Raw genomic sequence first — 24,685 nt, 5'->3', positions numbered from 1 at the left:
CAGCACCGCCGTCGTCGCGAGGCGGCGCCGAAGCGATCCGTCGATAGGCGCCCTCAGCTCAAAGCCGGCTGGCCGTTCGAGGCCGATAGGCCGCCATCGACCGGCAGGTTCACCCCGGTGATGAAGTGCGCGTCCTCGCTCGCCAGAAAGGCGATGGCGCCGGAGATGTCGTCGGGCTGCGCGCCCCGGCCCATCGGGATGCGTTCCTCGAACTTGGCCACGAGCTCGGGCTGGTCCTGCATCCCGGCGGTGAACGGCGTGTAGACGAGGCTCGGATTGACCGCATTCACCCGCACGCCGCTCTTCGCCTCATCGAGCGCGACGGCGCGGGTGAAATTCGTCACCGCCCCCTTGGCCGCGCAGTAGAAGCTGTGGTTCCAATCGCCACCGAGCCCCGAGACCGACGAGACGTTGACGATGCAGCCGCGGGCCTCGCGCAGGTGCGGCAGGGCGAAGCGCGTCATGTAGAAGACGCCGTAGAGATCGGTCTCGATCACCGTCGAGAAGTCGCCGATGTCACCCTCGTCCACCCGGCCGAGATGATCCTTGCCGGCGTTGTTGATCAGCACGTCGAGCCGTCCGAACCGGGCCATCGCCGCCTCGATCACGCCCCGGCACGCGTCGGCCTTCGAGAGGTCGGCGGTCTCCGTGTGCACGTCCGCCGCCTCGATCTCGGCCGCGACGCGGCGCAGGCCGTCCGCGTTCCGGTCCGCGAGCACGAGGCTCGCCCCCTCCCGGCCGAAGCGGCGCGCGGCGGCCTCGCCGATTCCGGAGGCGGCCCCCGTGACGAGAACCACCTTGTTCGAAAACCGGCCCATGCGGCCTCCCGTGCTGTAGGCGAGGCGGCTGGCCTCGCCCGAAGCCCGGTCAACCGTCCCCGCCGGGGCGGGTTCCTGACAGTCCGGCAGGGCCCGAACACGACATCTCGATGCGTAAAACCAGTCAAACCGCCCCGCGATCTTCACGCGATCCGGGCCTGCGACTTGAGGCGGCGCATGCAGGCGTGTACGGCGCAGGCGTCATGCCTTCGCCGCATTCCGGGGGAAAGCAGGCCGCCGTCTCGTTCGGGTAGAAATCGTGCCGCGCCCGAGGCCGCATATGCCGATCCGGCGCACCGCGCCAGGAAGGCCGCGCCTCGGACCGATCGGCCGGGCCTGCGGCCCTCCCGCGGGGCCGCGGCGGACCGAGTGAGCACCGCGTCACGTATCTACGCGCCATCCGTTGAAGGGGTCATAACGCCGATGTTCCTTGCCAAGTTCTCCATGGCCAAGCCTTCCGCGCGCCCGCTGCGCGTGGCCGCGATCCTCGCCATGGCGGGCCTGGGCGCCGGCCTGGGCGGAACCGCCTTCGCGCAGAAGAAGCCGGCCGCTCCCGCCCCGGCCCCGGCCCCCGCGCAGGCCCAGCCGGCCGCGCCGGCCCAGCAGCAGGCCCAGGGCGCCGGCCCGCAGCTCATCAACGTGAAGTCCGAGCCGAGCCAGGCCGACTGGACCAAGGTCTGCGGCAAGGATCAGGGTTCGGGCACCGACGTCTGCTACACCACCCGCGACTTCGTGTCGGATAGCGGCCAGCCGGTGCTCGCCGTCGCGATCTACGACATGAAGAATGCTGCGACGAAGCAGGAGGTGAAGGTCGTCCGCTTCCTGCTGCCGCTCGGCCTGATGCTGGCACCCGGCATGCGCTTCGATGTCGACGGCAAGGAAGTGACCGGCGGCAAGTTCGCGGTCTGCTTCCCCAACGGCTGCTTCGCCGAGGCCGGCGGCGTCTCGAACGAGCTGATGAACGGCTTCAAGAAGGGCACCACGCTCAACGTCCGCGTCCAGAACCAGACCCAGCGCGAGGTGGTGTTCGCGGTGCCGCTCACCGGCTTCGGCAAGGCCTTCGACGGCCCGGCCATCGACCCGAAGGTGCTGGAAGAGCAGCAGAAGAAGCTCCAGGCCGAGATGGAGAAGCGCAGCGAGGACATGCGCAAGAAGCTGGAGCAGCAGGGCTCGGCCGGCGCCGCCCCGGCGCCCGCAGCCCCGGCCGCCAACGCCGCGCCGAAGTAAGTCGCGCCGTTCAACGGATTTCGGAAAGAAAGCCCCGCCGTGCTCGCCACGGCGGGGCTTTCTCGTTCTCGGAGCGGACCGCACGGCCGCTTCCCGATCGCCCAAAACGAAGGGCGGGCCGCAACCTCAAGGAGCGTCGTGCGTTCAGCCTGTCCCAGATCAGCCGGGCGGCCACAGTCAACCGCCAAGTTGTCGTTAAGGATGTTTCGCCGAGCCGCCTTCGGGATAGCGGGAGCAATGGTGACGAAACGCACCGCGCAATCCCACTGCACAAGGTTAGGGGTTATTTAACGGATCACGGCGGCCGCGAAGGAGCCGCAACGGAGTTCAGGCAATGAGCCAGCGCATCGAAGACATCAAGTTCATGGCGACGATGACCTTCGTCACCCTGTTCGGCACCTGCCTCACGGCGCTGGTGGGCTGAGCCTCAGCCGGTCCAGGCACCGTCCGATCCGGAGGCTCCTTTCATGGCCCGGATCCGTTAAGAAGCCGCTTCCACATTTTTCCCCTTGTGGGGATGTCGCCGGGACCAAGCCCGGCCGGAAGCGTGAACCGTGCGACACATCCACGTCATCGGCATCGGAACCGGCAACCCGGAGCACCTGACGATTCAGGGCATCCAGGCGCTGAAGGCGACCGATGCGGTCTTCGCCCTCGACAAGGGGGAAGCCAAAGCCGGCCTTCTCGGCGTGCGCCGCCAGATCTGCGACCGCTACATCGAAGGGCGGCCCTACCGCTTCGTCGAGGCTGCCGACCCCGAGCGCGACCGCCGCCCGGCGGATTACGGCGTGGCGGTGGAGGACTGGCACACGGCCCGCGCGGCCGTCTACGAGGGGCTGATCACCGAGCATCTGCGCGAGGACGAGCGGGGCGCTTTCCTCGTCTGGGGCGACCCGTCCCTCTACGACAGCACGCTGCGGATCCTGGAGCGCGTGCTCGTCCGCGGCCGCGTCGGCTTCACCTACGACGTGATCCCCGGCATCACCAGTGTGCAGGCGCTCGCCGCCGCCCACCGCATCCCGCTCCACCGCATCGGCGAACCGGTGCGGATCACCACCGGCCGGCGGCTTCGCGACGGCTTGGGAGATGGCTTGGGCGACGGCTTGGGCGAGGAGCCCGGCGCCACCGTTGTGATGCTCGATGGCGACCCGCGCTTCGAGGGGCTCGACCCCGCGCTGACGATCCACTGGGGCGCCTATCTCGGCACGCCGGACGAGTTGCTCGTCGCCGGCCGGCTCGGCGACGTGGCCGAGGAGATCCGACGGGTGCGCGCGGAGGCCCGCGCCCGCCACGGCTGGATCATGGACATCTATCTGCTGCTCAAGCCCGCTCCCTGACACCACCGACGTCACCCCTCGCGCTGCGACATAATGTCGAGGCAGGAAAGCACTCTGCCGCGAACGGGCCGCTCGAAACCGATTTCTTCCGCCCCTGCCGTCCCCGGCAACAAGGGCCGCCTCCCGACGCTTTTTCGCCCTGGCAAAGGCCTTGCTTCGCCGCTCTCGCGATGGACACTTCTCGGATCGAACGAGAATCCGAACCATCCTGTGGGGGCGAAGTATGGCGGCTGGCTCGCGGCGGGTCATGCGCGGCGCTGCTTGGCGCGGGGTTGCCTGCGTCTCGGTGGGGCTGGCCGGGGCCCTGATGGCGGGAATCCTGCTCTCCGTCCCAGGCCGGCCGACAGGTCCGCGCGGAGCGATCGGCCCGGTCGGCGGCGGGCTTACCACCCGCACCGAACTCCACGCGACCGCGCCGGAAGCGCCCGCGACCCGCATCGTTCTCGGGCCCGGCGAACGCGACATACGCCTGTTCGGCGAGCTGACCGAGGGGGCGGCCGAGCGGCTCGCCGGGCTGCTTGCGGCTCACCGCGCGGTCGAACGCATCCATCTCACCAGCGAGGGCGGCCTGGTCGATGAGGGTGCGGCCATCGGGGCGCTGATCGCGGAGCACGGCCTCGTCACCTACGTGCCGGATTACTGCGTCTCCGCCTGCACCCTGGCCTTCGTGCGCGGGCGCGAGCGGCTGGTTCTGGCGGAGACGCGGCTCGGCTTCCACGCGCCCTACGAGACCGGTCCGTTCGGCGTCGAGATCGCGGCCGATAGCGCGCCCGAGCGCGCCGCCTACCTCGCCGCGGGCGTGAGCGCCGATTTCGTCGAGGCCGCCCTCAAGGTCCGGCCGGACGACCTGATGATCCCCGACACCGACACCCTGATGAGGGCCGGCGTCGCCACCGGCCGGGTCGATGCCTACCGCTTTCCCGATTCCACCCTCGACGCCGGCGCCGACCCGGAGCGGGCCCGCTCCGCGATCCTGCGCGACGTGCCGCTGCTGGACGCGGTGGAGGCCGACGCGCCGGGGACGATCGCGCCGATCGCCGCATGGTATCTCGACGGCTATCGCCGGGGCCGCTCGGAGGGGGACGCCGTCGATGGTGTCCGCCGGATGGCGGCGCAGGCCGTGGCGCGAAGCCTCACCGAGGCCGACCCGGCCGCCCTGACCGATCTTGGCCGGATGATCCTGCGGACGATGCAGCGTCAGAACCCGGATCGGAGGCGGATCTGCGCGTCGGCCGAGGACGGGGTCGGCGCGGTGCTGACGCGGCCACGCCTCGGCGCCGGACAGCTCGCCGAGGGACGGGCGGTCCTGTCGCGGGCTCTCGGATTGAGGGCGACGGAGGCTGCGCTTCAGCCCCTCCGGGAGACGCCACCGAGGCAGGTCGCAAGCGCGGCGGCGACGGTGGGGGCCTCACCAAAGCCGGCGCGCGGGCGCGGCTGCTCGGCCCTGCGAAAAGCCTTCGCCGCAGCCCTGGCCCGCCCCATGCCGGAGGCGGCGCAGGCCCTGCGCCCGCTCCTCTTCCCCGCGCCGCCGGCACGCCTGCGCCCCGCGCTCGAAGCCTCCGCGCAACCGCGATAGATCCCGGCGGCCGCGCCGGTCATACCAAATTCGGTTGCTCCCTTCGGGATGGCGAATTTGGGCTTCGCTCAAACGCCGCGCGGGCTTGCCGATACGGTTCCGCTTGAATCGAGCGGAAACCGTATCAGTGCACCTGCCGTCCGGTGCCGCGGAGATGGCGGGCAAGCTCGTGGCCGACCTCGACGGCGACCTCGTCGACGAGGCGGGCCAGGGGCGGGTTGCGCAGGCCCGCCACCAGCCCCTTCATCGCTGCCGCATGGTCAGCGAGACGGTTGGCCTGTCGCTGAGCTTGGTGGACCTCCGAATCGACCGGCCGGCGCCCTTCGGTCAGGTCGAAGGCGAGCCCCTGGGTCGTGAGGGCCCCCGTTTCGGGATCGCGCCCGCTCCGCCCCATCAGCCGCAGCCAGCGCGGACCGTCGGGGCCGGGCCGCGTGCGGAACTCGGCTTCGAACGGTCGCCCGTCCTCCCCCGCTGCCCGCAGCACGCTTTCCAGCCGGACTGCGTCCTCGGCCTCCACCGCCGCCAGCGCCAGCGTCAGAGGCGCTCCGGCCGCCAAGGCTGCCGGTACCGCCAGGAGGCGTGCCAGGACCGGAGACAGGGCGAGCCGGTTGGAATTCGGATCATGAGCCCAGGCACCGAGGCAGGCGGAGCCGGCGAAGGCGGAAGGAAGGTCAGGTTGAAAAGCCGTCATCTCAAGGCACCGGCATCACGTCCGCAGGCATGCGCAACCGCAGCCCGGGCCTCTCAGGGAGCCCCAGCATCGACCCGACGAACGCAGAATTTGCCGCCGATACGGCGAAAATTGCAATCTCAAGTGAATTTTCTGCGGCAAATCCTGCCTTAAGTTACGATAACGGAATGCAACCGCCCTCGTAAAGCGCTGAGGTAACGGAACTGGAAAAACCCAACCTCAAGTCAACAGAATGAGAGTCGAGGCCGGCCCCGGCCTTAACGGGTGGTTAACCATGTTGGGCGAAATCCGGGGTCTGGGCAGCCCCGGCATCACAGGACCGGCAGCCTGACGAAACCGAGAACGGTGGGGTGGCCGGCATGAAAGCGATCACGTTCGTCACGCAGAAGGGGGGCAGCGGCAAGAGCACCCTGTGCATCTCGCTCGCAGTCGCCGCACAGGAAGCCGGGCACGCAGTCTGCATCCTCGAGATGGACCGGCAGGCCACGATCACCGACTGGCTCGATCACCGCACCGCCGACGGCCCCGAAGTGGCCCAGATCGACGCCACGCAGATCGACCTCGTGATGGAGCGGCTGGCAGAGTCGTCCTACGACTACGTCTTCATCGATACCCCCGGCATCGATTCCAACGGCACGCTCTCCGCGATCCGCGCGGCGGATCTGTGCATCATTCCCTGCCGGCCGACCCCCGCCGACCTGCGCGCCTTCAAGCCGACGCTCGCCGCCGTCTACCGCCTGGAAAAGAAGTTCGCCTTCGTCCTGAACCAGACGCCGCCGCGCTCCTACCGCATCCGCGACGCCGCCGACGGGCTCGCGGTGCTCGGCATCCTGCCCGACGTCAACATCGTGGCACGCAACGACCATCAGGACGCCATCGGCGTCGGCCAGGGCGTCACCGAGTTCAATCCGAAGGGTCAGGCCGCGGGCGAGGTGCGCCGGCTGTGGAGCTGGATCGAGCGCCGCATGCAGGCGACCGGGCAGCGGACGAGCAAGGCCGTGACGGCCAAGGATACGAGAAAGCATGTCAAGGCCGCCTAAGCTCGACCTCGCCTCGATCGTCGCCTCCGCCGGCCCGGCCGGCGGGCCGCGGAAGGGCGCAGCCCGATCGGCCGCGAAGGCGAACGCCCCGACCGGAGCGGAGGTCGTCCGGCTCGATCTGGCGGCCTCGGCGCCTGCTGCACGGGCCGGCACCCTCAAGGAGCGCGCCAAGCAGATGTCGGTCTATCTGGAGCCCCCGGTCTACGACCAGCTCCGGGATCTGGCCTATGCCGAGCGCACCAAGATGCACGCCCTGATGCTCGAAGCCCTCGACCTGCTGTTCAAGCAGCGCGGCGCCCGCTCCATCGAGCAGGTGCTGGGCGAGAACCCGCGCTGAGAAACGGAACGCGCGGCGCAGCTTTCCGCTCGATTCCTTGAGAATTTTTGCGTGCGCAACGCCCCGGCTCACCCGCCGCCCGGCCACCCGTTCAGCCTTCCTTTACCGCGTCCGGACGATCCTCTGGGGACGGCCGGGCGTCTGTTCCGGCTCGGCGTAGCGTGATCCCCTGAGGCCCAGCTTTCCGCGGCCTTGAGGGAACTCTGTGGCGTAGGCGGGGAGCGGGCGAGCGACATGACTCATGTCATGCCACGGGATTTGGCATCGATCGGGACGGCCGCGGACGCTCCGACGCGGGGTGCGGCGGCGGTCCTGCGACCGGCCCTGCAGCTCCTGGCGGTCTGCGCGGTGGCGCTGACGACCGCCAACTGCGCCAACAACCCGGCCAAGCTCGCGGGCGGCGCGTCCTCGGGCAGCGAGATCGATCCGAAATACGGCGTGAAGGCGAGCCGCCGCCTCTACAACGAGGGCGACGTGATCCCGAAGGGGGGCGGGCGGCGCTTCTCGGGCAAGCCCTATGTGGTGGCGGGCAAGACCTACGTGCCGCGCGAGGATGCCCGCGGCTACATGCGCGAGGGTCTCGCCTCCTGGTACGGCAGCGCCTTCCACGGCCGGGTCACCGCCAACGGCGAAGTCTTCGACCGCCACTCCATCGCCGCCGCACACCCCACGCTGCCGCTGCCGAGCTATGTCCGGGTGACCAACCTCGACAACGGCCACTCGATGATCCTGCGCGTCAACGACCGCGGCCCCTACCATGCCAACCGTCTCATGGACGTGTCCGAGGAGGCGGCCCGCGCGCTCGAATTCCACCGCAAGGGCACGGCGCGGGTGCGCGTCGAGTATGCCGGCAAGGCCTCGGTCGCCGGCAGCGACGATCGCAAGCTTCTCGCGACCCTGCGCACCGACGGCCGCCCCGCCGCGATCGGGCGTGCGCCGGTCATGGTGGCCGATCTCGGCCCCTCCGAGCCCGAGGCCGCGCCCGAGCGGCTCGAACGCGCCTCCCGCGCACTCGCCTTCCGTCCGGCGGGCGAGCGCGACGACGACGCGCCGGAAACCGCAGCCCCGGTCGCGCGCCCGGCCCGGTCCGCGCCGATCGTGCTCGCCAGCGCGGCGGTGGCCGTCCCGGCCGCCCTGCAGCCGACCGCCGCCCGCGCCGCGCCGTTCCGCCCGGCTCCGGTGGCGCTCGCCGCCGCCTCGGCCAAGCCTGCCCCCGAACCGCGCCGCATGATGGCCGAAGCCGGCCGCTCCGCACAGCCGGCACAGGGCCGGCACAAGGATGCGACCGCTCCAGCCCCGGCGCGCGTGGCCTCCACTCCGGTGAAGGGCACCTCCATGCCCGTCCGTACTGCGCAAGCGGTGCCGATGAAGGCGGCGCCGGTTCAGCAGGTCGCCACCAGGGTCGCCTTGAAGCCCGTCGGCAGAACCGTAGCGCCCGAACCGGCCCAGCGCGTGGCGGCGATGCCCCCCACTGCGAAGCAGGCGATGGCCAAGCTCGCCGGCGGCGTACCGGCCGGCACCGCGTCGAAGCCGGGGATCAAGCCCGCCGCCAAGACGGCCGGCCAGACGGCCAGCAAGACCGCCGTGGCGCAGGCCCCCGGCCATTCCGGCCTCAAGCCGAAGCGCTCGCAGGTCGCGGCGGCGAACTGATACGGTTTCCGCTTGATTCAAGCGGGACGCTGATCAGTGAGCCCGCGCGGCGCCTGAGGAGAGTACCCATCGCGCGAGAGCATCGTCCTGGATATCGGATCCACTACGATGCTCTAGACTTTTGTTTTTGCATCATCTTCTTCCGAAAACCGGCAATCCGCTTTCGGGATGATGCTTTAGCGCGATGGGATCCCGCCGAAGCCCAAATCCGCTATCCCGACGGGATCAATCGGATTTGGCATGACACCGCTTTGCCGGCAGGGCCGTCGCTCGCTGCGATCGGCCCGCAGCTTCCTCGAACAACGGCGCCCCAGCCTCCGCAGACCGTCGTCTGTGATGTTCGACGCCGCCCAGGCGGCTTCGAGCGAAGGCCCGGCTTCGCCGAGCCGAGGCGTAACGCGGGCCGAGAAGACTACTCGGCCTTGGCGTTCACCTCGAGCTTGTCGAGGACCGCCGCCGGGGTCGGGGCGGTGCTGACATCGACCATGCCAAGGCCCTCGCCGCTCTTCGCCTTGGCGCTGATCGAGAGGCTGCCGGGCTTGGCGACGAACTTGCCCATCGCCGCGCCGATCGCCTTGGCGGCGGCCGAGTTGCCGAGGATCACCGGCACGCCGATCACGCTCGCCGTGACGTATTCCTTGCGCAGTTCGTCGGGCTTGAGGCTCAGCACCTTCGCCTGGGCGTCGATGAAGCGCTCGAACAGGCCGCCATTCTCCAGCGTCAGGTCCAGCGCCTTGGCGGTGGCCGAGAGCATGGCAAAGCCCGAGACCGCAGCATCGGGATCGAACACCTCGGGGCCGATGCCGCCGAGCGTGGCGTTGAGATGCAGCCGGCCCATATCCTTGCCGGAGAGCGACAGCGCCTTGAAGCTCAGCTCGCGCTTGTCCTCGCTCCAGGCGGTGTCGGCCGTGGCATCGAGATCGAGGTCGCGGTAGCCGTAGAGCCCGAGCGAGCCGAGACCGGGAACGCCCTCGACGGCGGAAGTCGGCATGGTGAGGCCGCTCAGGGTGAAGCGGGTCTCGGTCGGCACGCCATCCTTGGGCGGCCCAAAGCTCATGCTGGCGCCGCGCAGGCCGATATGGAGCGGCGGGAGCGGAACCCGATTCGGCGCCTTGAGCGGATCACCCGAGGCGGCCGGGGGCACGACCGCCACCTGCGCGAGATCGAGCCCGAGATCGGACAGGGTCAGCGTGCCGATGACCGGCGTCAGGCGGCGCAACTCCGCCTCCTGCAGGTCCGGCGCCGGAGCCGCCCCCTTCCCGAGATCGGTACCGGCGGGGAGCGGTGCCTTCGCGAGACGGCGAAGGGCGGCGATGGTCGGCTCCAGGGAGAAGCCGGTTAGGGAAAGGCGGGCGATCTTGCCCTGCGCCTCCTTGGCTCCGAAGCCGATCTCGGCAAGCGTGATGCCGGCCTCAGCTCCGCCGGCATAGCTCATGCGGCCGATGCTGAAGGAGAGCGGGTCATCGCCCTTCACCTCCTTCACGGTCAGGTCCGTCGCCTCCAGGCTGCCGACCGAGACCGATTCGGCGAGATCCGCGAGCAGGCCGGCCGAGCGGGCGCGCTTGGCCCGGTCGTCCTCGGCCAGCCCGCCATCGCCCAAGGCCTCCACGGCGCCGCGCCAGGTTGCCGCCGTCTGGCGTCCGGCGAGGTCGCGGCCGGTCAGACGGGCGATCGACACCGTGGTGCCGCGCTCGTCGATGAAGGCGATGCTTTCGACGGCGAGTGCCACGTAGAGGCGCTGGAGCGGGCTGCTCGCGTCGCCGGCCTCGCTGTAGAGGCGTGCCAGTGCGGTGAGATCGACCTCCTCGGCGCGGATGCGGCCGTAGCTGCCGCTGCCCGCCTGGGGCGCGCCCTCGACGGAGAGCGTCGCACCGGCCGCCGTCAGTTCGCTGATGCGCCCCGCCCGGATCGTGCGCGCGGCCACGTCGCGGTAGGTGACGACCTGCCGCCGGTCGCCGTCGCGGCGCTCGACGCGCAACTCCGGCATGGTGAGGCTGCCGGCATCGAGGCGCTGAAGCCGAGCCGGCCAGAGATCCTTGACCGGATCCTTCGCGTCTTTCGCGTCGGCCTTGAAGATCGCAAGCAGGTCGTCGCGGGAGAGGCGCGTGCCGCTCACCGTGACCTTCGGCGCGGTGACGAGCGTGTCGCCGAAGGCGAGGCTCACGTTGTCGAGCACAAGATCCTGGACCGCGGACGCCGCCTCCTGTGCCACGGCCGGCGCCGAGGGCGCGGGCCCTGTCAGCAGCGCGACCGCGCAAGCCGAGGCGAGCAGTGCCCGCATGAGGACGGGACGGCGCGTCGATGACGTCATGGCTGGATCGGATCGCAGGCTGGCGGGAGATCGGAAAAGGGCCGTGAGACTTCCATCCCTGCCGGTTTTCCACAGGCGTGGCAATTGCGCCGGTGCCACGGCAGGTCAGTCACTCGACGCCGCTTGCGCGGGCCCATGGCGCGAAGAGCGTCGCGCGGAGCGGGCTTTTCGGGGCTTGAGCCCCGGAAAGCGTCGAGCGGAGCGACAGCCCAAAGCGTCGAGACTGTCGGCGGAGGCGGTCACCGGCGCCTGAGGCCCGAATGGTGATCGCCCCGCCCGCGATTTTCGGATCGCGTCCTCAGATCGCGAAGGAGGTGCCGCAGCCGCAGGAGGCGGTGGCGAGCGGGTTCTCGATCTTGAAGGACTGGCCGATCAGGTCGTTCACGAAGTCGATGGTCGCGCCGCCCATATATTCGAGCGAGACCGGATCGACGAGCACGGTGGCGCCGTCGCGCTCGATCACCACGTCGTCGCCCTCGCGGGCGCTGGTGATGTCGAAGGCATACGAGAAGCCCGAGCAGCCGCCGCCGTTCACGCTGATGCGCAGCGACGAACCGGGGGGCTCGGCACCCATGATCTCGTTGATCCGCTTGGCGGCGCGGGCGGTGAGGTTGATGTCGGCCATCGTGGCGCGGCCCCGTTTCTCGAACCGGTGTCGTGAAGGTGAGGGCCCGCGATTGTCGCGGGCTCCCCCTTACCCAAGATATGGGGTGCAACGGCCGGCCGCAACGCGGCTGCGGAAGGAAGGGTTGAGCAGGTGCGGCAGAACGGCGAGCGCTGGCGGGCGCCCTACGCCACCGATCCGGCGGCGACCCGCGGGCGGCTGATCCCCGAGGCGTTCTCGCCCACCCGCAGCGACTTCCAGCGCGACCGCGACCGGATCATCCACTCCACCGCCTTCCGGCGGCTGAAGCACAAGACGCAAGTCTTCGTGCATCACGAGGGGGACCATTACCGCACGCGGCTCACCCACAGCCTGGAGGTGAGCCAGATCGCCCGGGCGCTCGCCCGCGCGCTCGGCCTCGACGAGGATCTCGCCGAGGCGCTGGCGCTGAGCCACGACCTCGGCCACACCTGTTTCGGGCATACCGGCGAGGACGCGCTGCATGCCTGCATGGCCGATTACGGCGGCTTCGACCACAACGCCCAGGCGTTGCGCATCGTTACCCGGCTGGAGCGGCGCTATGCCGGCTTCGACGGGCTCAACCTGACCTGGGAGACGCTGGAGGGGCTGGTCAAGCATAACGGCCCGCTGCTCGACGCCTCCGGTGCGCCGATCCCGCGCTACGCCGCCGACGGCATCCCAGCGGCCGTGCTGGAATACAATGCGGCCAACGACCTCGAACTGTCGCGCTTCGCCGGGCCGGAGGCGCAGGGCGCGGCGCTCGCCGACGACATCGCCTACGACGCCCACGACCTCGATGACGGCCTGCGGGCCGGGCTGTTCGATCTTTCCGACCTTGCGGCCGTACCGTTCCTGTCCGGGCTGCTCGACGAGATCGACACCCTGCATCCCGGCCTGGAGCCGTCGCGAAAGATCCATGAGCTGGCGCGGCGCGTCATCACGCGCTTCGTCGAGGACGTGATCCGCGAGGGCGAGGCGCGCATCGCCGCGCTGGCGCCGGGAAGCGTCGGCGACATTCGGGCCGCGCACGAGCCGGTCATCGCCTTCTCGCCCGCCATCGCCACGGCGGACGCGGACATCAAGCGCTTCCTGTTCGCGCGGATGTACCGCCACCCGGAAGTGATGGCGGTGCGGGCCAAGGCCGCGACCATCGTCGACGACCTGTTCTCGGCCTTCCGTGCCGACCCCGCACGGATGCCGGCCGAATGGTCGGAAGGTCTGGGGAATGCCAGCGAGGCCCGCCTTGCCCGGCGCATCGCAGACTACATCGCCGGCATGACCGACACCTACGCGGTGCTGGAGCACGGCCGGCTGTTTACCGCGACACCCAACCTGCATTGGAGCCCGCCGAGCCGCGGCCTGCCGCTGACCGAGCCGTGAGGCGCCGCCAGCCGAAGGCTCACGATCTCATTCGCAGACGCAGCCCGCGCCGTAGCCGGTGTTGTAGACCGGCGCGTAACCGGTGGTGACGGGCGCGTAGCCGTAGCCATAGGCCGGTGCCGCGTAGCCGTAGGCGGGCGCGCCGTAGCCGTAACCACCCCAGCCGCCGCCCAGCGCGCCCCCGGCGAGCCCGAGGCCCAGCCCGAGCCCGGCACCGGCCAGACCGATCCCGGCCCCCGCAAGGCCGAGGCCGGCACTCCGTCCGTAGCCGCGGCCGTAGAAGCCGCGCGCGGCATGGCTGCGATAGGCGTAACCACCACCATAGCCGAAGCCGCGATGCCGGAAGCCGCCGCGATGGCCGGCGAACCCGCCGCGATAACCACCGAAGCGGCCGGCGTGACCGAAGCGGGCGCCATAACCGTGATGACCGTAGCCGCCATGATGGCGCCCGCCGCCGACATAGCCGCCATGGCCGCCGAACTCGCGGGCCTCGACGGTTGCGGGAGCGAAGGCCAAGGCGGCGAGAGCGGTAGCGGCGAGGGCGAAGGACTTCATCGGGCGGTCTCCATGCAGGATCTTGCTCCGACAACGCCGCCGTTCGCGCCCTGCGTGCAACGGTGCATTCTACCGAGAGAGCGCCCTGTCCCCGCACGAAAGGCAGCAGGGTGCCACGCAGGGGCCAGATATGACGGAGGACCGATTGAGCACCGACCGCACCACCGCGCGCGATACCCGCGTCGCCTATTCCCGGCTCGTGCCGCTGACGACGCGCTGGGGTGACAACGACGTCTACGGGCACGTCAACAATGTCGTCTACTACGCCTTCTTCGACACGGCGGTGAACGGGATCCTGGTGGAGGTGGGCGCCCTCGACATCGCCCGTTCCCCCGTCATCGGCCTCGTGGTGGAGACGGGCTGCCGCTACTTCGCTCCGGTCGCCTTCCCCGACCGGATCACCGCCGGCGTGCGGGTGGCCCATCTCGGCCGCAGCAGCGTACGCTACGAGATCGCGATCTTTCGCGATGACGAGGCGGAGGCGGCCGCGCAGGGGCACTTCGTCCACGTGTATGTCGACCGGGAGACGCGCCGGCCGGTGCCGCTGCCGGAGCGGCTGCGGGCGGTGCTGGCGGAACTCGCGGTCGGCCCGGAGGAGGCGCCGTGACACTCCCGCCCGCCATTGCTATGCCGCCCCGGACGGTTCCGGCCGCCCGACGCGCGGGTGGGCCGGCTCGCGGCAACGACGAACACCTGAGCCTCATGAACATCTTCGCCCTCTTCGAGACGCGCGTGCGCGAGGCGCTCGAATCCCTCACCCGCTCCGGCCGGCTGCCCGAGGGGCTCGACCTGTCGCGCGTCGTGGTCGAGCCGCCGCGCGACGCCTCGCACGGGGATCTCGCCACCAACGCCGCCCTGGTGCTGGCGAAGGAGGCCAAGCAGAACCCGAAGGCGCTCGGCGAGGCGCTGGCTGAAGAACTGCGCACCGATCCCCGCATCGTCGAGGCGAGCGTAGCAGGGCCCGGCTTCATCAACCTGCGGCTCGCGCCGGAGGTTTTTCAGGATGTGATCCGTACGGCGCTTCGCGAGGGCGAGGCGTTCGGGCGCGGACACATGCCGGGCGGCCCGGTCAACATCGAGTACGTCTCGGCCAACCCCACCGGGCCGATGCATGTCGGCCACGGGCGGGGCGCGGTGTTCGGCGACGCGCTCGCCAACCTGCTGGCCGCCGCCGGCCGGCCGGTGACGCGCGAGTACTACATCAACGATGCCGGCGCGCAGGTCGATGTGCTCGCCCGCTCCGCCTACCTGCGCTATCGCGAGGCGCTGGGCGAGACGATCACGATCCCCGAGGGGCTCTATCCCGGCGACTACCTCAAGCCGGTGGGCGCGCAACTGGCGGAGACGCATGGCCGGGCGCTCCTCGACCGGCCCGAGCACGAATGGCTGCCGCAGGTGCGCCGCTTCGCCATCGACGCGATGATGGCGATGATCCGCGAGGATCTCGCGGCGATCGGCATCCGCCACGACGTGTTCTTCTCGGAAGCCACGCTTCAGGGCGAGAACGGCGGCCAAGGGGCCAACAAGGTTGCGGAGCTGCTCGCTGCGCTGCGGCAGAAGGGCCTCGTCTACGAGGGGCGCCTGCCGCCGCCCAAGGGCCAGTTGCCCGACGATTGGGAGGACCGGGAGCAGACCCTGTTCCGCTCATCCCAGTTCGGCGACGACGTGGACCGGGCGCTGCTGAAGTCCGACGGCTCCTTCACCTACTTCGCCTCCGACATCGCCTACCACCGCGACAAGTGGCTGCGCGGCGCCAACGAGCTCATCGACGTGCTCGGCGCCGACCATGGCGGCTACGTCAAGCGGATGCAGGCGGCGGTGAAGGCGGTCAGCGACGGGCAGGCCCGGCTCGACGTCAAGCTCTGCCAACTCGTGCGGCTCTTGCGCGCAGGTGAGCCGGTGAAGATGTCGAAGCGAGCCGGCGAGTTCGTGACGCTGCGCGACGTCATCGACGAGGTCGGCCGCGACGCGATCCGCTTCATGATGCTCTACCGCAAGAACGACGCGACGCTGGATTTCGACCTCGCCAAGGTGGTGGAGCAGTCGAAAGATAACCCGGTCTTCTACGTGCAGTACGGCCACGCCCGGCGCTTCTCGGTGCTGCGTCAGGCCCGCGAGGCGATGCCCGGCGAGGACCTTTCGCCCGCGGCGCTGCTCGCCGATGCGGACCTGTCGGTGCTCACCGATCCCGGCGAGATCGAGATGATGCGCCTGATTGCACAGTATCCGCGGGTGCTCGAATCAGCGGCAGCGGCGCATGAACCGCACCGAATTGCGTTCTATCTCTATGAAACGGCGAGTTCGCTGCATAGTTTCTGGAACAAGGGCAAAGACTTGCCGCAATTACGGATTGTTAATCCAACCGACAGAAAGTCCACCCGGGCCCGCTTGGCCCTCGTGGAGGCCTTGGGCGGCGTTCTTGCCTCCGGCCTCGCGGTTTTGGGCGTCTCCGCACCCGATGAGATGCGGTGACCGAGGACGGCTGTTGAGAGGATGAGGCCATGACGGGACACGCTTCGCGCGCGACGGTCGACTTCGATGCCTTCGAGCGCGAGCTGCGTCAGACGTCGCAGGAGGCGATCCGGGGCAAGGCTCCGCAGGCCGCCCCCAAGGGCGACCCGCTCGCCGAGCTTGCCCGCATCGTCGGGCAGGACGATCCCTTCCGCGCCCTGCTGGAAGCGCGGGAGAAGGGCGCCGCCCAGGAGGCGGCTCCCGTGACGCGCGGATCGGAGACGGGCCGTCCGGCCCGCGTCGAGCCGACCTTCGTGGACGAGCCCGCCCACGACCCGACCAGGAATCAAGCGCACAGCCAGGCGCATGCCGACGCGCAGACTCAGACCCCCGGCCAGTCCCAGAGCCCGGCGGACGCCTTCGACCAGTATCTCGCCTCCGTCGAACAGGGCATGTACGCCGACGGCACGACCGATCCGGCGGCCTTCGCCGAGGCCGACGAGACTTACCGGACGCGGTCAGCGGAGCGTCCGCGCGCCCGCAACCGCCTCGTCCAGGTCGGTGCCGGCCTCGCCGTGGTCGCCGTCTGCGTCGGCGGTGCCCTGGCGTGGCGCGGCACCCATGGCGGCGGCAGCGGCGGCCCGATCACCGTGCTCGCCGACAAGACCCCGCTGAAGGTGCAGCCGGCAGCGACCGACGGCGTCGAGATTCCCGACCAGAACAAGCAGATCTACGACCGCAACGCCAAGGACGGTCAGATCAAGATCGTCAACCGCGAAGAGCAGCCGCTCGACGTCAACCAAGCCGCCCGCACCGCGGCCGCCCGCAGCGACGGCGGCGAACCGGGGCAAGGCGGGGCGACACCCGGCAACACGTTGTCCGACACGTTCGGCGAGCCGCGCCGGGTACGCACCGTCTCGGTCAAGCCGGACACCCCGGTCCACCAGCCGCCTGCGCCCGCGGCCGAGACCGCCCAGGCGCCGGCTTCGGCGATCCCGACCATGACGATGCCCGACGCCTCCGCCGCGAACACCGCGACGCCGGCCTCGGAGCCCCGCCGTTCCGCCTCGCGCACCCTGGCCACGGCGCCGGCGACCACGCCCGTCGCCGAGGCACCGTCTGAGACGCCCGCGGCACCCGCCGCGCGCCCGAAGGCGCAGCAGCGCGTCGCCTCCGTCTCGCCCGAGACCACCGCCAGCACCTCCGAGCCGTCTCCCGCCTCCGGCTCGCTCACGGCGCCGGTCAGCGGCTACTCGGTCCAGCTCGGCGTGCGCGGCAGCGAGAGCGAAGCGCGGGCCGCCTTCCGTGAGATGCAGGGCAAGTACAGCCAGCTCTCCGGCAAGCCCGAGCTGATCCGGCAGGCCGAGGTGAACGGCAAGACCCTGTTCCGCGTCCGCGTCGGGCCGCTCGCCAAGAACGAAGCCTCCAGCCTGTGCAGCGCGCTGCAAGGTGCGGGCGGCCAGTGCTTCGTCGCCAAGAACTGAGCCGACATAACTGAGCTGACACTGCGCTTGTTATCGGCCGGTTTCGGCAAATCCCCGGAACCGGCTCGACTGCGCGCATCCCATCCGACTCCTCATCCTGAGGTGCCCGCTGACGCAGGCACCTCAGGATGAGGGCGTGAGTGGGATCGACGCCGTGCTCGGCAAGCCCTTTCGCCCGTTTCGCCCCGTCCGAGGAACGCCGGCTCCATGACCTCCGCGAGCATGACCTCCGCCAGCACGCCCCGCGCCGTCATCCTCGGCTGTTCCGGCACGGCGCTGACGCCCGAGGAGGCCGCCTTCTTCCGCGATCTGCGGCCCTGGGGCTTCATCCTGTTCAAGCGCAACATCGGCACGCCGGACGACGTGCGCGCCCTGACCGCCGCCTTGCGCGAGACGGTGGGGCGGGCGGATGCGCCGATCCTGATCGATCAGGAGGGCGGGCGGGTGCAGCGCATGGGCCCGCCGCACTGGCCGAAATATCCCGCGGGCGGCCGCTTCGGTGCCCTCGGCGATGACGCCGCCGACATCGCCCGGCTCGGCGCCCGGCTGATGGCGCACGACCTCGCGTCGGTCGGCATCAACGTCGATTGCGCGCCGATGCTCGACGTCCCCGTCGCGGGCTCGGACAACATCATCGGCGACCGGGCTTACGGCGACACGCCGGAGCGGGTGGTCGAACTCGGCCGCGCCGTGGCCGAGGGGCTGATGGCGGGCGGCGTGCTGCCGATTATCAAGCACATTCCCGGTCACGGCCGGGCGACCTGCGACAGCCATCTCGACCTGCCCGTGGTCGAGGCCGACCGGGCGAGCCTGGGCGCGAGCGACTTCCGCCCGTTCCGGGCGCTGGCCGACCTGCCGCTCGCCATGAGCGCACATGTGGTGTTCACCGCCCTCGATCCCGAGCAGCCCGCCACCCTGTCGGAGCGCGTGATCCGCGAGATCGTGCGCGGCGAGATCGGCTTCGACGGCCTTCTGATGACCGACGACCTGTCGATGCACGCGCTCCAGGGCCCGTTCCGCGCGCGTGCGGAAGCCGCCTACCGTGCCGGCATCGACGTCGTTCTCCATTGCAACGGACGCATGGACGAGATGCGGGCCGTCGCCGAGGGCGCGTCCGATCTCGCGGGGGAGGGCGCCCGCCGGGCCGAGGCCGCACTTGCCCGCCTCACGCCGCCGGACGCCCTCGACGTGGTGGAGGCCCGCGCCCGCTTCGAAGCAGCCTTCGCGATCGCATAACAGCGACCACACCGCCTCTTTTCCGGCCTCGAACGCCGGCAGCCGCTCCCGCGGCCTTGGCTTTCGCGCCGCGGCGCGCTCTACGCGCCCGATGGTCCAGCGATACGCCCGGCAACGAGGCGGAATGCGACAAAGAAGGGCAGGCCCTGCGCGGCCTTTGCCCGCCTGTGCGCCGGGCACTGCTTGTGTTCGCGCCACGCGATCCCTAGGTTCGCCCGAATTCAAGTGGAGGCGCCGCCGGAGTTGGTGCGGTGCAGGAGGTTGCCATGGGCAGCATGAGTGTCTGGCACTGGGTCATCGTGGCGGTCGTCGTCATGCTGCTGTTCGGCCGCGGCAAGGTGTCCGAGCTGATGGGCGACGTCGCCAAGGGCATCAAGGCCTTCAAGAAGGGCATGGCCGACGACGAGACCCAGCCGAATACGGCGACGAGCGTTCCCCCGGTGGGCCCGAACGATCCGGTCCGCACGCTGCCGCACCAGGGTGCGCCGGGTACGGCCCCGCAGCCGCCGCATGTTCAGCCGCACGTGCCGGCGGGCGACCACAAGGCCGTCTGACCGACAGGCTCAACAAGGGGCGTGCAAGGGCTGCAACGGCTTTCGGGCACGGTTGAAGATCGGCTCCGGGCAGGATAGCGCGGGCCGCTCGCCCGTCCTCGACAGGCGCGGCCCCGCGGGACGGACGACGCAATGCTGGACATGAGCTGGGGCGAGGTGATGCTGATCGGCGGCGTCGCCCTGATCGTCATCGGGCCGAAGGATCTGCCGAAGGCCCTGCGCACGCTGGGCCAGATCACCACCAAGGTCCGGCGCATGGCCGGCGAGTTCCAGTCGCAATTCAACGAGGCGATCCGCGAAGCGGAGCTGGAAGAGGTCCGCCGCGACGTCGAGGGCGTCAAGCGCACCGTCGACGCCGCGCGCCCGACCTTCAACCCCGTGGACACGATCCGCAACGAGATCCGCAGCGCGGTCGAGAGCCGCCCCGGCTCCGGCAGCAAGGATGCCGGCGCGAAAGATGCCGATGTGAAGGACGCGGGCCGCTTCGACGTGCCGCGGCCGACGCCCGGCCAGCAGGCCGAACAGATGCACGCTGCGCCGGCACCCGCTGCCCCCGTCGAGACCTCTCCCATCACCCCCGGCACCAAGCCCGAAACAGGCCCGACTCCATGAGCGACGAGCGCGATGAGGCCGAGATCGAGGCCTCGCGGGCCCCCCTTCTGGAGCACCTGATCGAACTGCGCTCGCGACTGATCAAGTCGCTGATCGCGTTCATCGTGATGTTCTTCGGCTGCTTCTTTTTCTCGAAGCAGATCTACAACATCCTGGTGCACCCCTACGTCTCGATCGTGGGGCCGCAGAACGCCGAGCTGATCGCGACCCACTTCCTCGAACAGGTCTTCACCAACATCAAACTCAGCGTGTTCGGCGCGGGCTTCCTGGCCTTCCCCGTCATCGCCACGCAGGTCTACGCCTTCGTCGCGCCGGGCCTCTACCGCAACGAGCGCCAGGCCTTCCTGCCCTACCTCGTCGCGACGCCGATCTTCTTCCTCCTCGGCGCGCTGGTCGTCTTCTTCCTGGCGATGCCGCTCCTGATCCAGTTCTCGGTCTCGCTGCAGCAGATCGGGCAGCCGGGCGAGGCGACGATCAAGCTCCTGCCGAAGGTCGACGAGTACCTCTCGCTGATCATGACGCTGATCTTCGCCTTCGGGCTCGCGTTCCAGATGCCGGTGATCCTCACGCTTCTGGGGCAGATCGGCGTGATCGACGCGGCCTTCCTGCGGGAGAAGCGGCGCTACGCCATCGTGCTTGTGTTCGTCGCCGCCGCGGTGCTGACGCCGCCGGACGTGATCTCGCAGCTCTCGCTGGCGATCCCGATGCTGCTTCTCTACGAGGCCTCGGTGTTCTCGGTCGCGCGCATGGAGAAGATCCGCGCCGCCCGGCGCCGGGCGCAAGGAATTGAGGACTGATCGAACGCCTGCCGGAACCGGCATCTGAGGAGAATATAAGCAAGATTGCGCATCACCATTTTGCGCGCAATCTTGAAAGACTTCCGCCCCGCACCACCCTTCTCCGACCTCAAACGGAGAGAGTCTCATGTTCCAGACGATGCGGACTGCCCTTGTAGTCGCGGCCCTGACCACGTTGGCGGGTGCGGCCCAGGCGGCGGAGCTTCAGCGGGTGCGCGGCACGATCGAGAAAAGCGACGCCGGCACGGTCACGATCAAGACCACCGACGGCACGTCCGAGACGGTGCAGGTCGGCGGCGCCAAGTTCGCCTGGGTGGTGAAGTCGAGCCTCGACCAGATCAAGGAAGGCACCTTCATCGGCACCGCCACCAAGGGTGAGAACCCGATGACGGCGCTCGAAGTGGTGCTGTTCCCCGAATCCATGCGCGGCACGGCCGAGGGCCATTACGGCTGGGACGCGATCCCCGACCACACGGCGGGCGGTAGCGGGCCGGTGGTGAAGAGCTCCATGACCAACGGCACCGTGAAGGCCTCCGGTGCGGGCGCCAGCGCGGGCGGCGCGCCGAAGGTGAAGAGCTCGATGACCAACGCCACCGTGGCCAGCAGCAATGCCGGCTCCGGCAGCGGCGGCGAGCGCACGCTCACCGTGACCTACGACAAGGACGGCTCGAAGACGATCGTGGTGCCGCCCAAGGCGCCGATCGTCGCCTTCGACCCCGCCGACAAGTCGATCCTGACGCCGGGCGCGAAGATCTTCGTGGTTACGGCCAAGGACGGGGCTAAGCTCGAAGGCAAGCTGGTCGCCGTCGGCAAGGACGGCCTCACCCCACCGATGTAATTCCGAGTCACGACCGTCCCTGGCTTGGCGCCAGGGACGGCCACAGGGGCCGCGCCGCCGCCGTTGCAGCGAGGGCGAGTCCGAGGAGCGAGACGAGGGCGGCCAGGGCCGGCAGCTCCGCATAGCCCGCGCCCAAAGTCAGCGCCGTGCCGCCGAGCCAGGCGCCCATGGCGTTGCCGAGATTGAACGCCCCCTGGTTCAAGGTCGAGGCGAGGTTCGGGGCGTCGCTGGCCGCCTCCAACACCCAGACCTGAAGCGGTGAAACCAGGGCGAAGGCGAGCCCGCTCCACAGCACCAGCACCGCGAGCGCAGGCCAGGTAAAGGGCGCGACCAGCGAGAACACGACGAGCACCGCGATGAGGCCGGCAAAGCTGCCGAGCACCGTGCGCATCAGGCCGCGGTCGGCGAGCCAGCCGCCGGCGAGATTGCCGACGGTGAGGCCGAGACCGGCCGCGAACAGCGCCCCCGTCACGCCGCCGGGCGTCAGATGCGTCACGGTGAGCAGGAACGGCGCGATATAGGTGAAAACGGTGAAGAAGCTCACCGAGGACAGGGTCGAGACCAGCATCGGCCGCAGCACCGGCCAGCGCCCGAGCGCCCGGAATTCCCGTCCGAGGCCGCCCCGCGTGCCGGGCATCCCGCCGGGCAGGGCAAGCGCGATGGCCGCCCCCGCCACGAGCCCGATGCCGACCACCGCCCAGAAGGTCGAGCGCCAGCCGAACGCCTGTCCGAGCGCCGTTCCGAGGGGCACGCCGAGAACGTTGGCGAGCGTCAGCCCGGCGAACATCAACGAGACGGCCTGCGTGCGCTTCTCCCGCGGCACGAGGTTGCGCGCGACGATGGCGCCGATGCCGAAGAAGGCGCCGTGCGCGAAGGCGGTGGCGACCCGCGCGGCCATCAGCCATTCGTAGCTCGGCGCCAGGGCGCAGGCGAGGTTGCCGAGGGTGAACACCGCCATCAAGGCCAGCAGGGCGGCTTTGCGCGGCAGGCGCGCGGTCGCCATCGCCACGAGCGGCGCGCCGATCACCACACCGAGCGCGTAGCCGGACACGAGGTGGCCCGCCTGCGGAATCGAGACATCGAAGTCGCGCGCCATCTCCGGCAGGAGGCCCATGATGACGAACTCGGTGGTGCCGATGCCGAAGGAGGCGACGGCGAGCGCGAGGATCGGCAGGGATACCATGCAGTATGCTCCGGGCGGCGCACGTGTTGCGCCGCAATACAAGCGCCGCAACATGGTCATCCCGGACAGACGCGACAGGCGCGTGACCGGGAGGCAGCCCTGCGCTCACATCAGAACGGCCGCGCCACAGGGCCCGGACCCAGCTTGGACAGCATGCCCTCCAATGCGCTGCCAAATGTCGATGAGTGCAAAAATAATCTCCCTGCCTTGACGTGGATTGCGAGAGAACTTTCCTCCGACCCAGAAAAACAACGCAAAAACAATCCGTTGATTTGCCCCACCCCAGATCCCTAAATTTCAGGACAACAACGTCCCCACAACGCTCCGCAGCTTTTCGAAGATTCGAGGCCTGAAACGCTCCGTCCGGAGAGTTCTGGCACCGCTCTTTTTTGTCTGCGGTCCTGCCTTGGATCTTTCGCGATGCCCGCACGGATCGTTGCCTTCTCCGGCAACACGCACCGCCCCTCCCGCACCCGCACCCTGGTCGAGGCGGTCGCTGCCGAATTGTCGCGCCAGCGCTCGATCGACCTGAAGGTCTACGATCTCGTCGATGCGGGCACCGGCATCGCGGTTGCAAGCCGTTCGGCCCTGCCGCTGCCGGCGGCACGGATCGTCGAGGCGATCGAGACGGCCGACGCGCTGATCGTCGGCTCGCCGGTCTACAAGGGAAGCTATGCGGGGCTGTTCAAGCACCTGATCGACTTCGTCGCCCCCGAGGCGCTGATCGGCAAGCCGGTGGTGCTCACCGCGACCGGTGGCGGGCCGCGCCACGCGCTGGTGGTCGAGCACAGCTTGCGCCCGCTCTTCGGCTTCTTCTCGGCGCAGACCGCGCCGACTGCGGTCTATGCCGGCGACACCGAAATCGTGGAGGGCCGGGTCGCCGACGAGATCGTGCGCAACCGCGTGGCGCAGGCCGCCGCCGAACTCGCCCGGCTCCTCGACGTCGCGCAGGCCGCCTCTGCGCCGCTGGCGACGGCCGCAGCACGCTGAGATGGCAATGCTCGACCGCCGCCGCCTTCTCGCGGCCGGCCTTGCCGCGGCCGGCTCCGCGCTCCCGCTCCGCCGTGCCCGCGCAAGCGAGCCGGGCGTGCTGCGCATCGGCTACCAGAAGAACGGCATCCTCGCCGTCGCCCGCGAGCAGGCTGCGATCGAGGCCGCGCTGAAGCCGCAGAACATGGCCGTGCGCTGGGTCGAGTTCTCCTTCGGCCCGCCGCTTCTGGAAGCCCTGAACCTCGGCGCGATCGATTTCGGCCAGACCGGCGACGCCCCGCCGATCTTCGCCCAGGCCGCGGGCGCGGGTCTCGTCTACGCGGCGGCACAGCCGGGCGGCGGCTCGGGCTCGGCGATCCTGCTGCCGAAGGGCTCCGCGATCGCCTCGCTCGCCGACCTCAAGGGCAAGCGCGTCGCCTTCGCCAAGGGGTCGAGCGCGCACAACCTCACCGTCGCCGCCCTGGAGAAGGCGGGTCTCGGCTACCGCGACATCACCCCGGTGCTGCTCGCGCCGGCCGACGGCGCCGCGGCGTTTGCCGGCGGGACGATCGACGCCTGGACGGTGTGGGATCCCTACTTCGCCATCGCCGAAGAGGGCCAAGGCGCACGCATCCTGGTACAGGCCCCGGACATCGCGCCGACAAACAACTTCTTCCTGGCCAACAAGACCTTCGCCGAGGAACGAGCCGACGTGCTCAAGGCGGCCATCGCCGCGCTCGGCACGGTCGCAGTCTGGTGCGAGGGCAACCGCGCCAGCGTCGCGGCGAGCCTGTCGAAGATCACCGGCGTGCCGCTCGCCGCCACGCGCCGCGCGGTGGATCGCATCCACTTCGTCATCGCGCCGATGGATGCGGCGGTGACCGCCGAGCAGCAACGCATCGCCGACCGCTTCCACGCCATCGGCGTGATCCCCCGCCCCGTGCGGGTGTCCGACATCGTCTGGACGCCGCCCGAGACCGCCAACAAGACCTAAGAACAACGGGTGAGCCGAAC

General features: G+C 70.0%; 22 protein-coding genes and 1 pseudogene. 17 read left to right on the top strand and 6 right to left on the bottom strand.

The window, feature by feature from the left end:
• Window positions 1-53: 53 nt before the first annotated feature.
• Complete coding sequence (gene budC / locus MKK50_RS07955; RefSeq protein ID WP_499021572.1) at window positions 54-818, bottom strand: meso-2,3-butanediol dehydrogenase; 765 nt, start codon at window positions 816-818, stop codon at window positions 54-56.
• A 423-nt stretch (window positions 819-1,241) separates the two neighbouring features.
• On the opposite strand from budC, the gene MKK50_RS07950 reads away from it, so the two are divergent.
• The 3 genes from MKK50_RS07950 (at window position 1,242) to MKK50_RS07940 (ending at window position 4,958) form a co-directional block, all read left to right on the top strand.
• Window positions 1,242-2,045, top strand: coding sequence for an invasion associated locus B family protein (locus MKK50_RS07950; RefSeq protein WP_253370790.1), 804 nt, complete (start codon window positions 1,242-1,244; stop codon window positions 2,043-2,045).
• 554 nt (window positions 2,046-2,599) lie between these two features.
• A complete protein-coding gene (gene cobF, locus MKK50_RS07945) occupies window positions 2,600-3,382 on the top strand; it encodes a precorrin-6A synthase (deacetylating) (protein ID WP_499021569.1) in 783 nt (260 codons plus the stop codon).
• A gap of 223 nt (window positions 3,383-3,605) precedes the next feature.
• Window positions 3,606-4,958, top strand: a complete 1,353-nt coding sequence (locus tag MKK50_RS07940) for a COG3904 family protein (protein ID WP_499021567.1) — start codon at window positions 3,606-3,608, stop codon at window positions 4,956-4,958.
• A 124-nt stretch (window positions 4,959-5,082) separates the two neighbouring features.
• Here the strand turns inward: MKK50_RS07940 and MKK50_RS07935 are convergent, their stop codons facing one another.
• Window positions 5,083-5,649, bottom strand: coding sequence for a hypothetical protein (locus MKK50_RS07935; protein WP_499021565.1), 567 nt, complete (start codon window positions 5,647-5,649; stop codon window positions 5,083-5,085).
• Between the two features lie 359 nt (window positions 5,650-6,008).
• Here MKK50_RS07935 and MKK50_RS07930 point away from each other — a divergent pair, with 359 nt between their 5' ends.
• The 3 genes from MKK50_RS07930 (at window position 6,009) to MKK50_RS07920 (ending at window position 8,676) form a co-directional block, all read left to right on the top strand.
• Window positions 6,009-6,689 (top strand): division plane positioning ATPase MipZ, encoded by a 681-nt coding sequence (locus MKK50_RS07930; RefSeq protein WP_253370782.1) that lies wholly within the window; start codon window positions 6,009-6,011, stop codon window positions 6,687-6,689.
• A complete protein-coding gene (locus MKK50_RS07925; RefSeq protein ID WP_253370780.1) occupies window positions 6,673-7,026 on the top strand; it encodes a ribbon-helix-helix domain-containing protein in 354 nt (117 codons plus the stop codon). The genes MKK50_RS07930 and MKK50_RS07925 overlap by 17 nt, the downstream gene beginning before the upstream one ends.
• Before the next feature lie 234 nt (window positions 7,027-7,260).
• Window positions 7,261-8,676 carry a septal ring lytic transglycosylase RlpA family protein gene (locus tag MKK50_RS07920; RefSeq protein ID WP_499021562.1) on the top strand — a complete coding sequence of 472 codons (1,416 nt, stop codon included), beginning with the start codon at window positions 7,261-7,263 and terminating at the stop codon, window positions 8,674-8,676.
• 412 nt (window positions 8,677-9,088) lie between these two features.
• Here MKK50_RS07920 and MKK50_RS07915 read toward each other — a convergent pair whose 3' ends face one another.
• Together MKK50_RS07915 and MKK50_RS07910 are read right to left on the bottom strand one after the other, a co-directional pair.
• Window positions 9,089-10,987, bottom strand: a complete 1,899-nt coding sequence (locus tag MKK50_RS07915; protein ID WP_499021560.1) for an aq_1923 C-terminal domain — start codon at window positions 10,985-10,987, stop codon at window positions 9,089-9,091.
• 298 nt (window positions 10,988-11,285) lie between these two features.
• Complete coding sequence (locus tag MKK50_RS07910) at window positions 11,286-11,612, bottom strand: HesB/IscA family protein (protein ID WP_004447459.1); 327 nt, start codon at window positions 11,610-11,612, stop codon at window positions 11,286-11,288.
• Between the two features lie 132 nt (window positions 11,613-11,744).
• Between MKK50_RS07910 and MKK50_RS07905 the strand changes: the two genes are divergently transcribed.
• A complete protein-coding gene (locus MKK50_RS07905) occupies window positions 11,745-12,992 on the top strand; it encodes a deoxyguanosinetriphosphate triphosphohydrolase (RefSeq protein WP_499021558.1) in 1,248 nt (415 codons plus the stop codon).
• A 27-nt stretch (window positions 12,993-13,019) separates the two neighbouring features.
• Here MKK50_RS07905 and MKK50_RS07900 read toward each other — a convergent pair whose 3' ends face one another.
• Complete coding sequence (locus MKK50_RS07900) at window positions 13,020-13,547, bottom strand: hypothetical protein (protein ID WP_499021556.1); 528 nt, start codon at window positions 13,545-13,547, stop codon at window positions 13,020-13,022.
• A gap of 145 nt (window positions 13,548-13,692) precedes the next feature.
• Here MKK50_RS07900 and MKK50_RS07895 point away from each other — a divergent pair, with 145 nt between their 5' ends.
• The 8 genes from MKK50_RS07895 (at window position 13,693) to MKK50_RS07860 (ending at window position 21,519) form a co-directional block, all read left to right on the top strand.
• Window positions 13,693-14,154: an acyl-CoA thioesterase gene (locus MKK50_RS07895; RefSeq protein ID WP_499021555.1), complete on the top strand. Its 462-nt coding sequence runs from the start codon at window positions 13,693-13,695 to the stop codon at window positions 14,152-14,154.
• A gap of 95 nt (window positions 14,155-14,249) precedes the next feature.
• Window positions 14,250-16,019: an arginine--tRNA ligase gene (gene argS / locus MKK50_RS07890; protein ID WP_499021554.1), complete on the top strand. Its 1,770-nt coding sequence runs from the start codon at window positions 14,250-14,252 to the stop codon at window positions 16,017-16,019.
• A gap of 29 nt (window positions 16,020-16,048) precedes the next feature.
• A complete protein-coding gene (locus MKK50_RS07885) occupies window positions 16,049-17,482 on the top strand; it encodes an SPOR domain-containing protein (protein ID WP_499021552.1) in 1,434 nt (477 codons plus the stop codon).
• A 207-nt stretch (window positions 17,483-17,689) separates the two neighbouring features.
• The gene (gene nagZ / locus MKK50_RS07880; RefSeq protein ID WP_499021551.1) at window positions 17,690-18,718 is read left to right on the top strand and encodes a beta-N-acetylhexosaminidase; all 1,029 of its coding nucleotides are present in this window, start codon (window positions 17,690-17,692) and stop codon (window positions 18,716-18,718) included.
• 266 nt (window positions 18,719-18,984) lie between these two features.
• Window positions 18,985-19,272: a twin-arginine translocase TatA/TatE family subunit gene (locus MKK50_RS07875; RefSeq protein WP_012254652.1), complete on the top strand. Its 288-nt coding sequence runs from the start codon at window positions 18,985-18,987 to the stop codon at window positions 19,270-19,272.
• 132 nt (window positions 19,273-19,404) lie between these two features.
• Window positions 19,405-19,884 (top strand): Sec-independent protein translocase protein TatB, encoded by a 480-nt coding sequence (gene tatB / locus MKK50_RS07870; protein WP_499021549.1) that lies wholly within the window; start codon window positions 19,405-19,407, stop codon window positions 19,882-19,884.
• Window positions 19,881-20,681: a twin-arginine translocase subunit TatC gene (gene tatC / locus MKK50_RS07865; protein WP_253370761.1), complete on the top strand. Its 801-nt coding sequence runs from the start codon at window positions 19,881-19,883 to the stop codon at window positions 20,679-20,681. The genes tatB and tatC overlap by 4 nt, the downstream gene beginning before the upstream one ends.
• Before the next feature lie 127 nt (window positions 20,682-20,808).
• Complete coding sequence (locus tag MKK50_RS07860; RefSeq protein ID WP_499021547.1) at window positions 20,809-21,519, top strand: metal ABC transporter permease; 711 nt, start codon at window positions 20,809-20,811, stop codon at window positions 21,517-21,519.
• A 7-nt stretch (window positions 21,520-21,526) separates the two neighbouring features.
• On the opposite strand, the gene MKK50_RS07855 is transcribed toward MKK50_RS07860, so the two are convergent.
• Window positions 21,527-22,702 (bottom strand): MFS transporter, encoded by a 1,176-nt coding sequence (locus MKK50_RS07855; RefSeq protein ID WP_499021545.1) that lies wholly within the window; start codon window positions 22,700-22,702, stop codon window positions 21,527-21,529.
• A gap of 420 nt (window positions 22,703-23,122) precedes the next feature.
• Between MKK50_RS07855 and msuE the strand changes: the two genes are divergently transcribed.
• On the top strand, window positions 23,123-23,692 hold the full coding sequence (gene msuE, locus MKK50_RS07850; protein WP_499021544.1) for an FMN reductase: 570 nt from the start codon (window positions 23,123-23,125) through the stop codon (window positions 23,690-23,692).
• Window position 23,693: 1 nt separating this feature from the next.
• Window positions 23,694-24,678: pseudogene (locus MKK50_RS07845) on the top strand (aliphatic sulfonate ABC transporter substrate-binding protein).
• Window positions 24,679-24,685: the final 7 nt, after the last annotated feature.

Origin of the sequence: Methylobacterium sp. J-043, from assembly GCF_022829505.1 — a bacterium.
In the GTDB taxonomy this organism is placed as follows: Bacteria; Pseudomonadota; Alphaproteobacteria; order Rhizobiales; family Beijerinckiaceae; genus Methylobacterium; species Methylobacterium extorquens_A.
The sequence above is the reverse complement of the archived record's forward strand: the minus strand, read 5'-3'. Positions and strand labels throughout refer to the sequence as shown.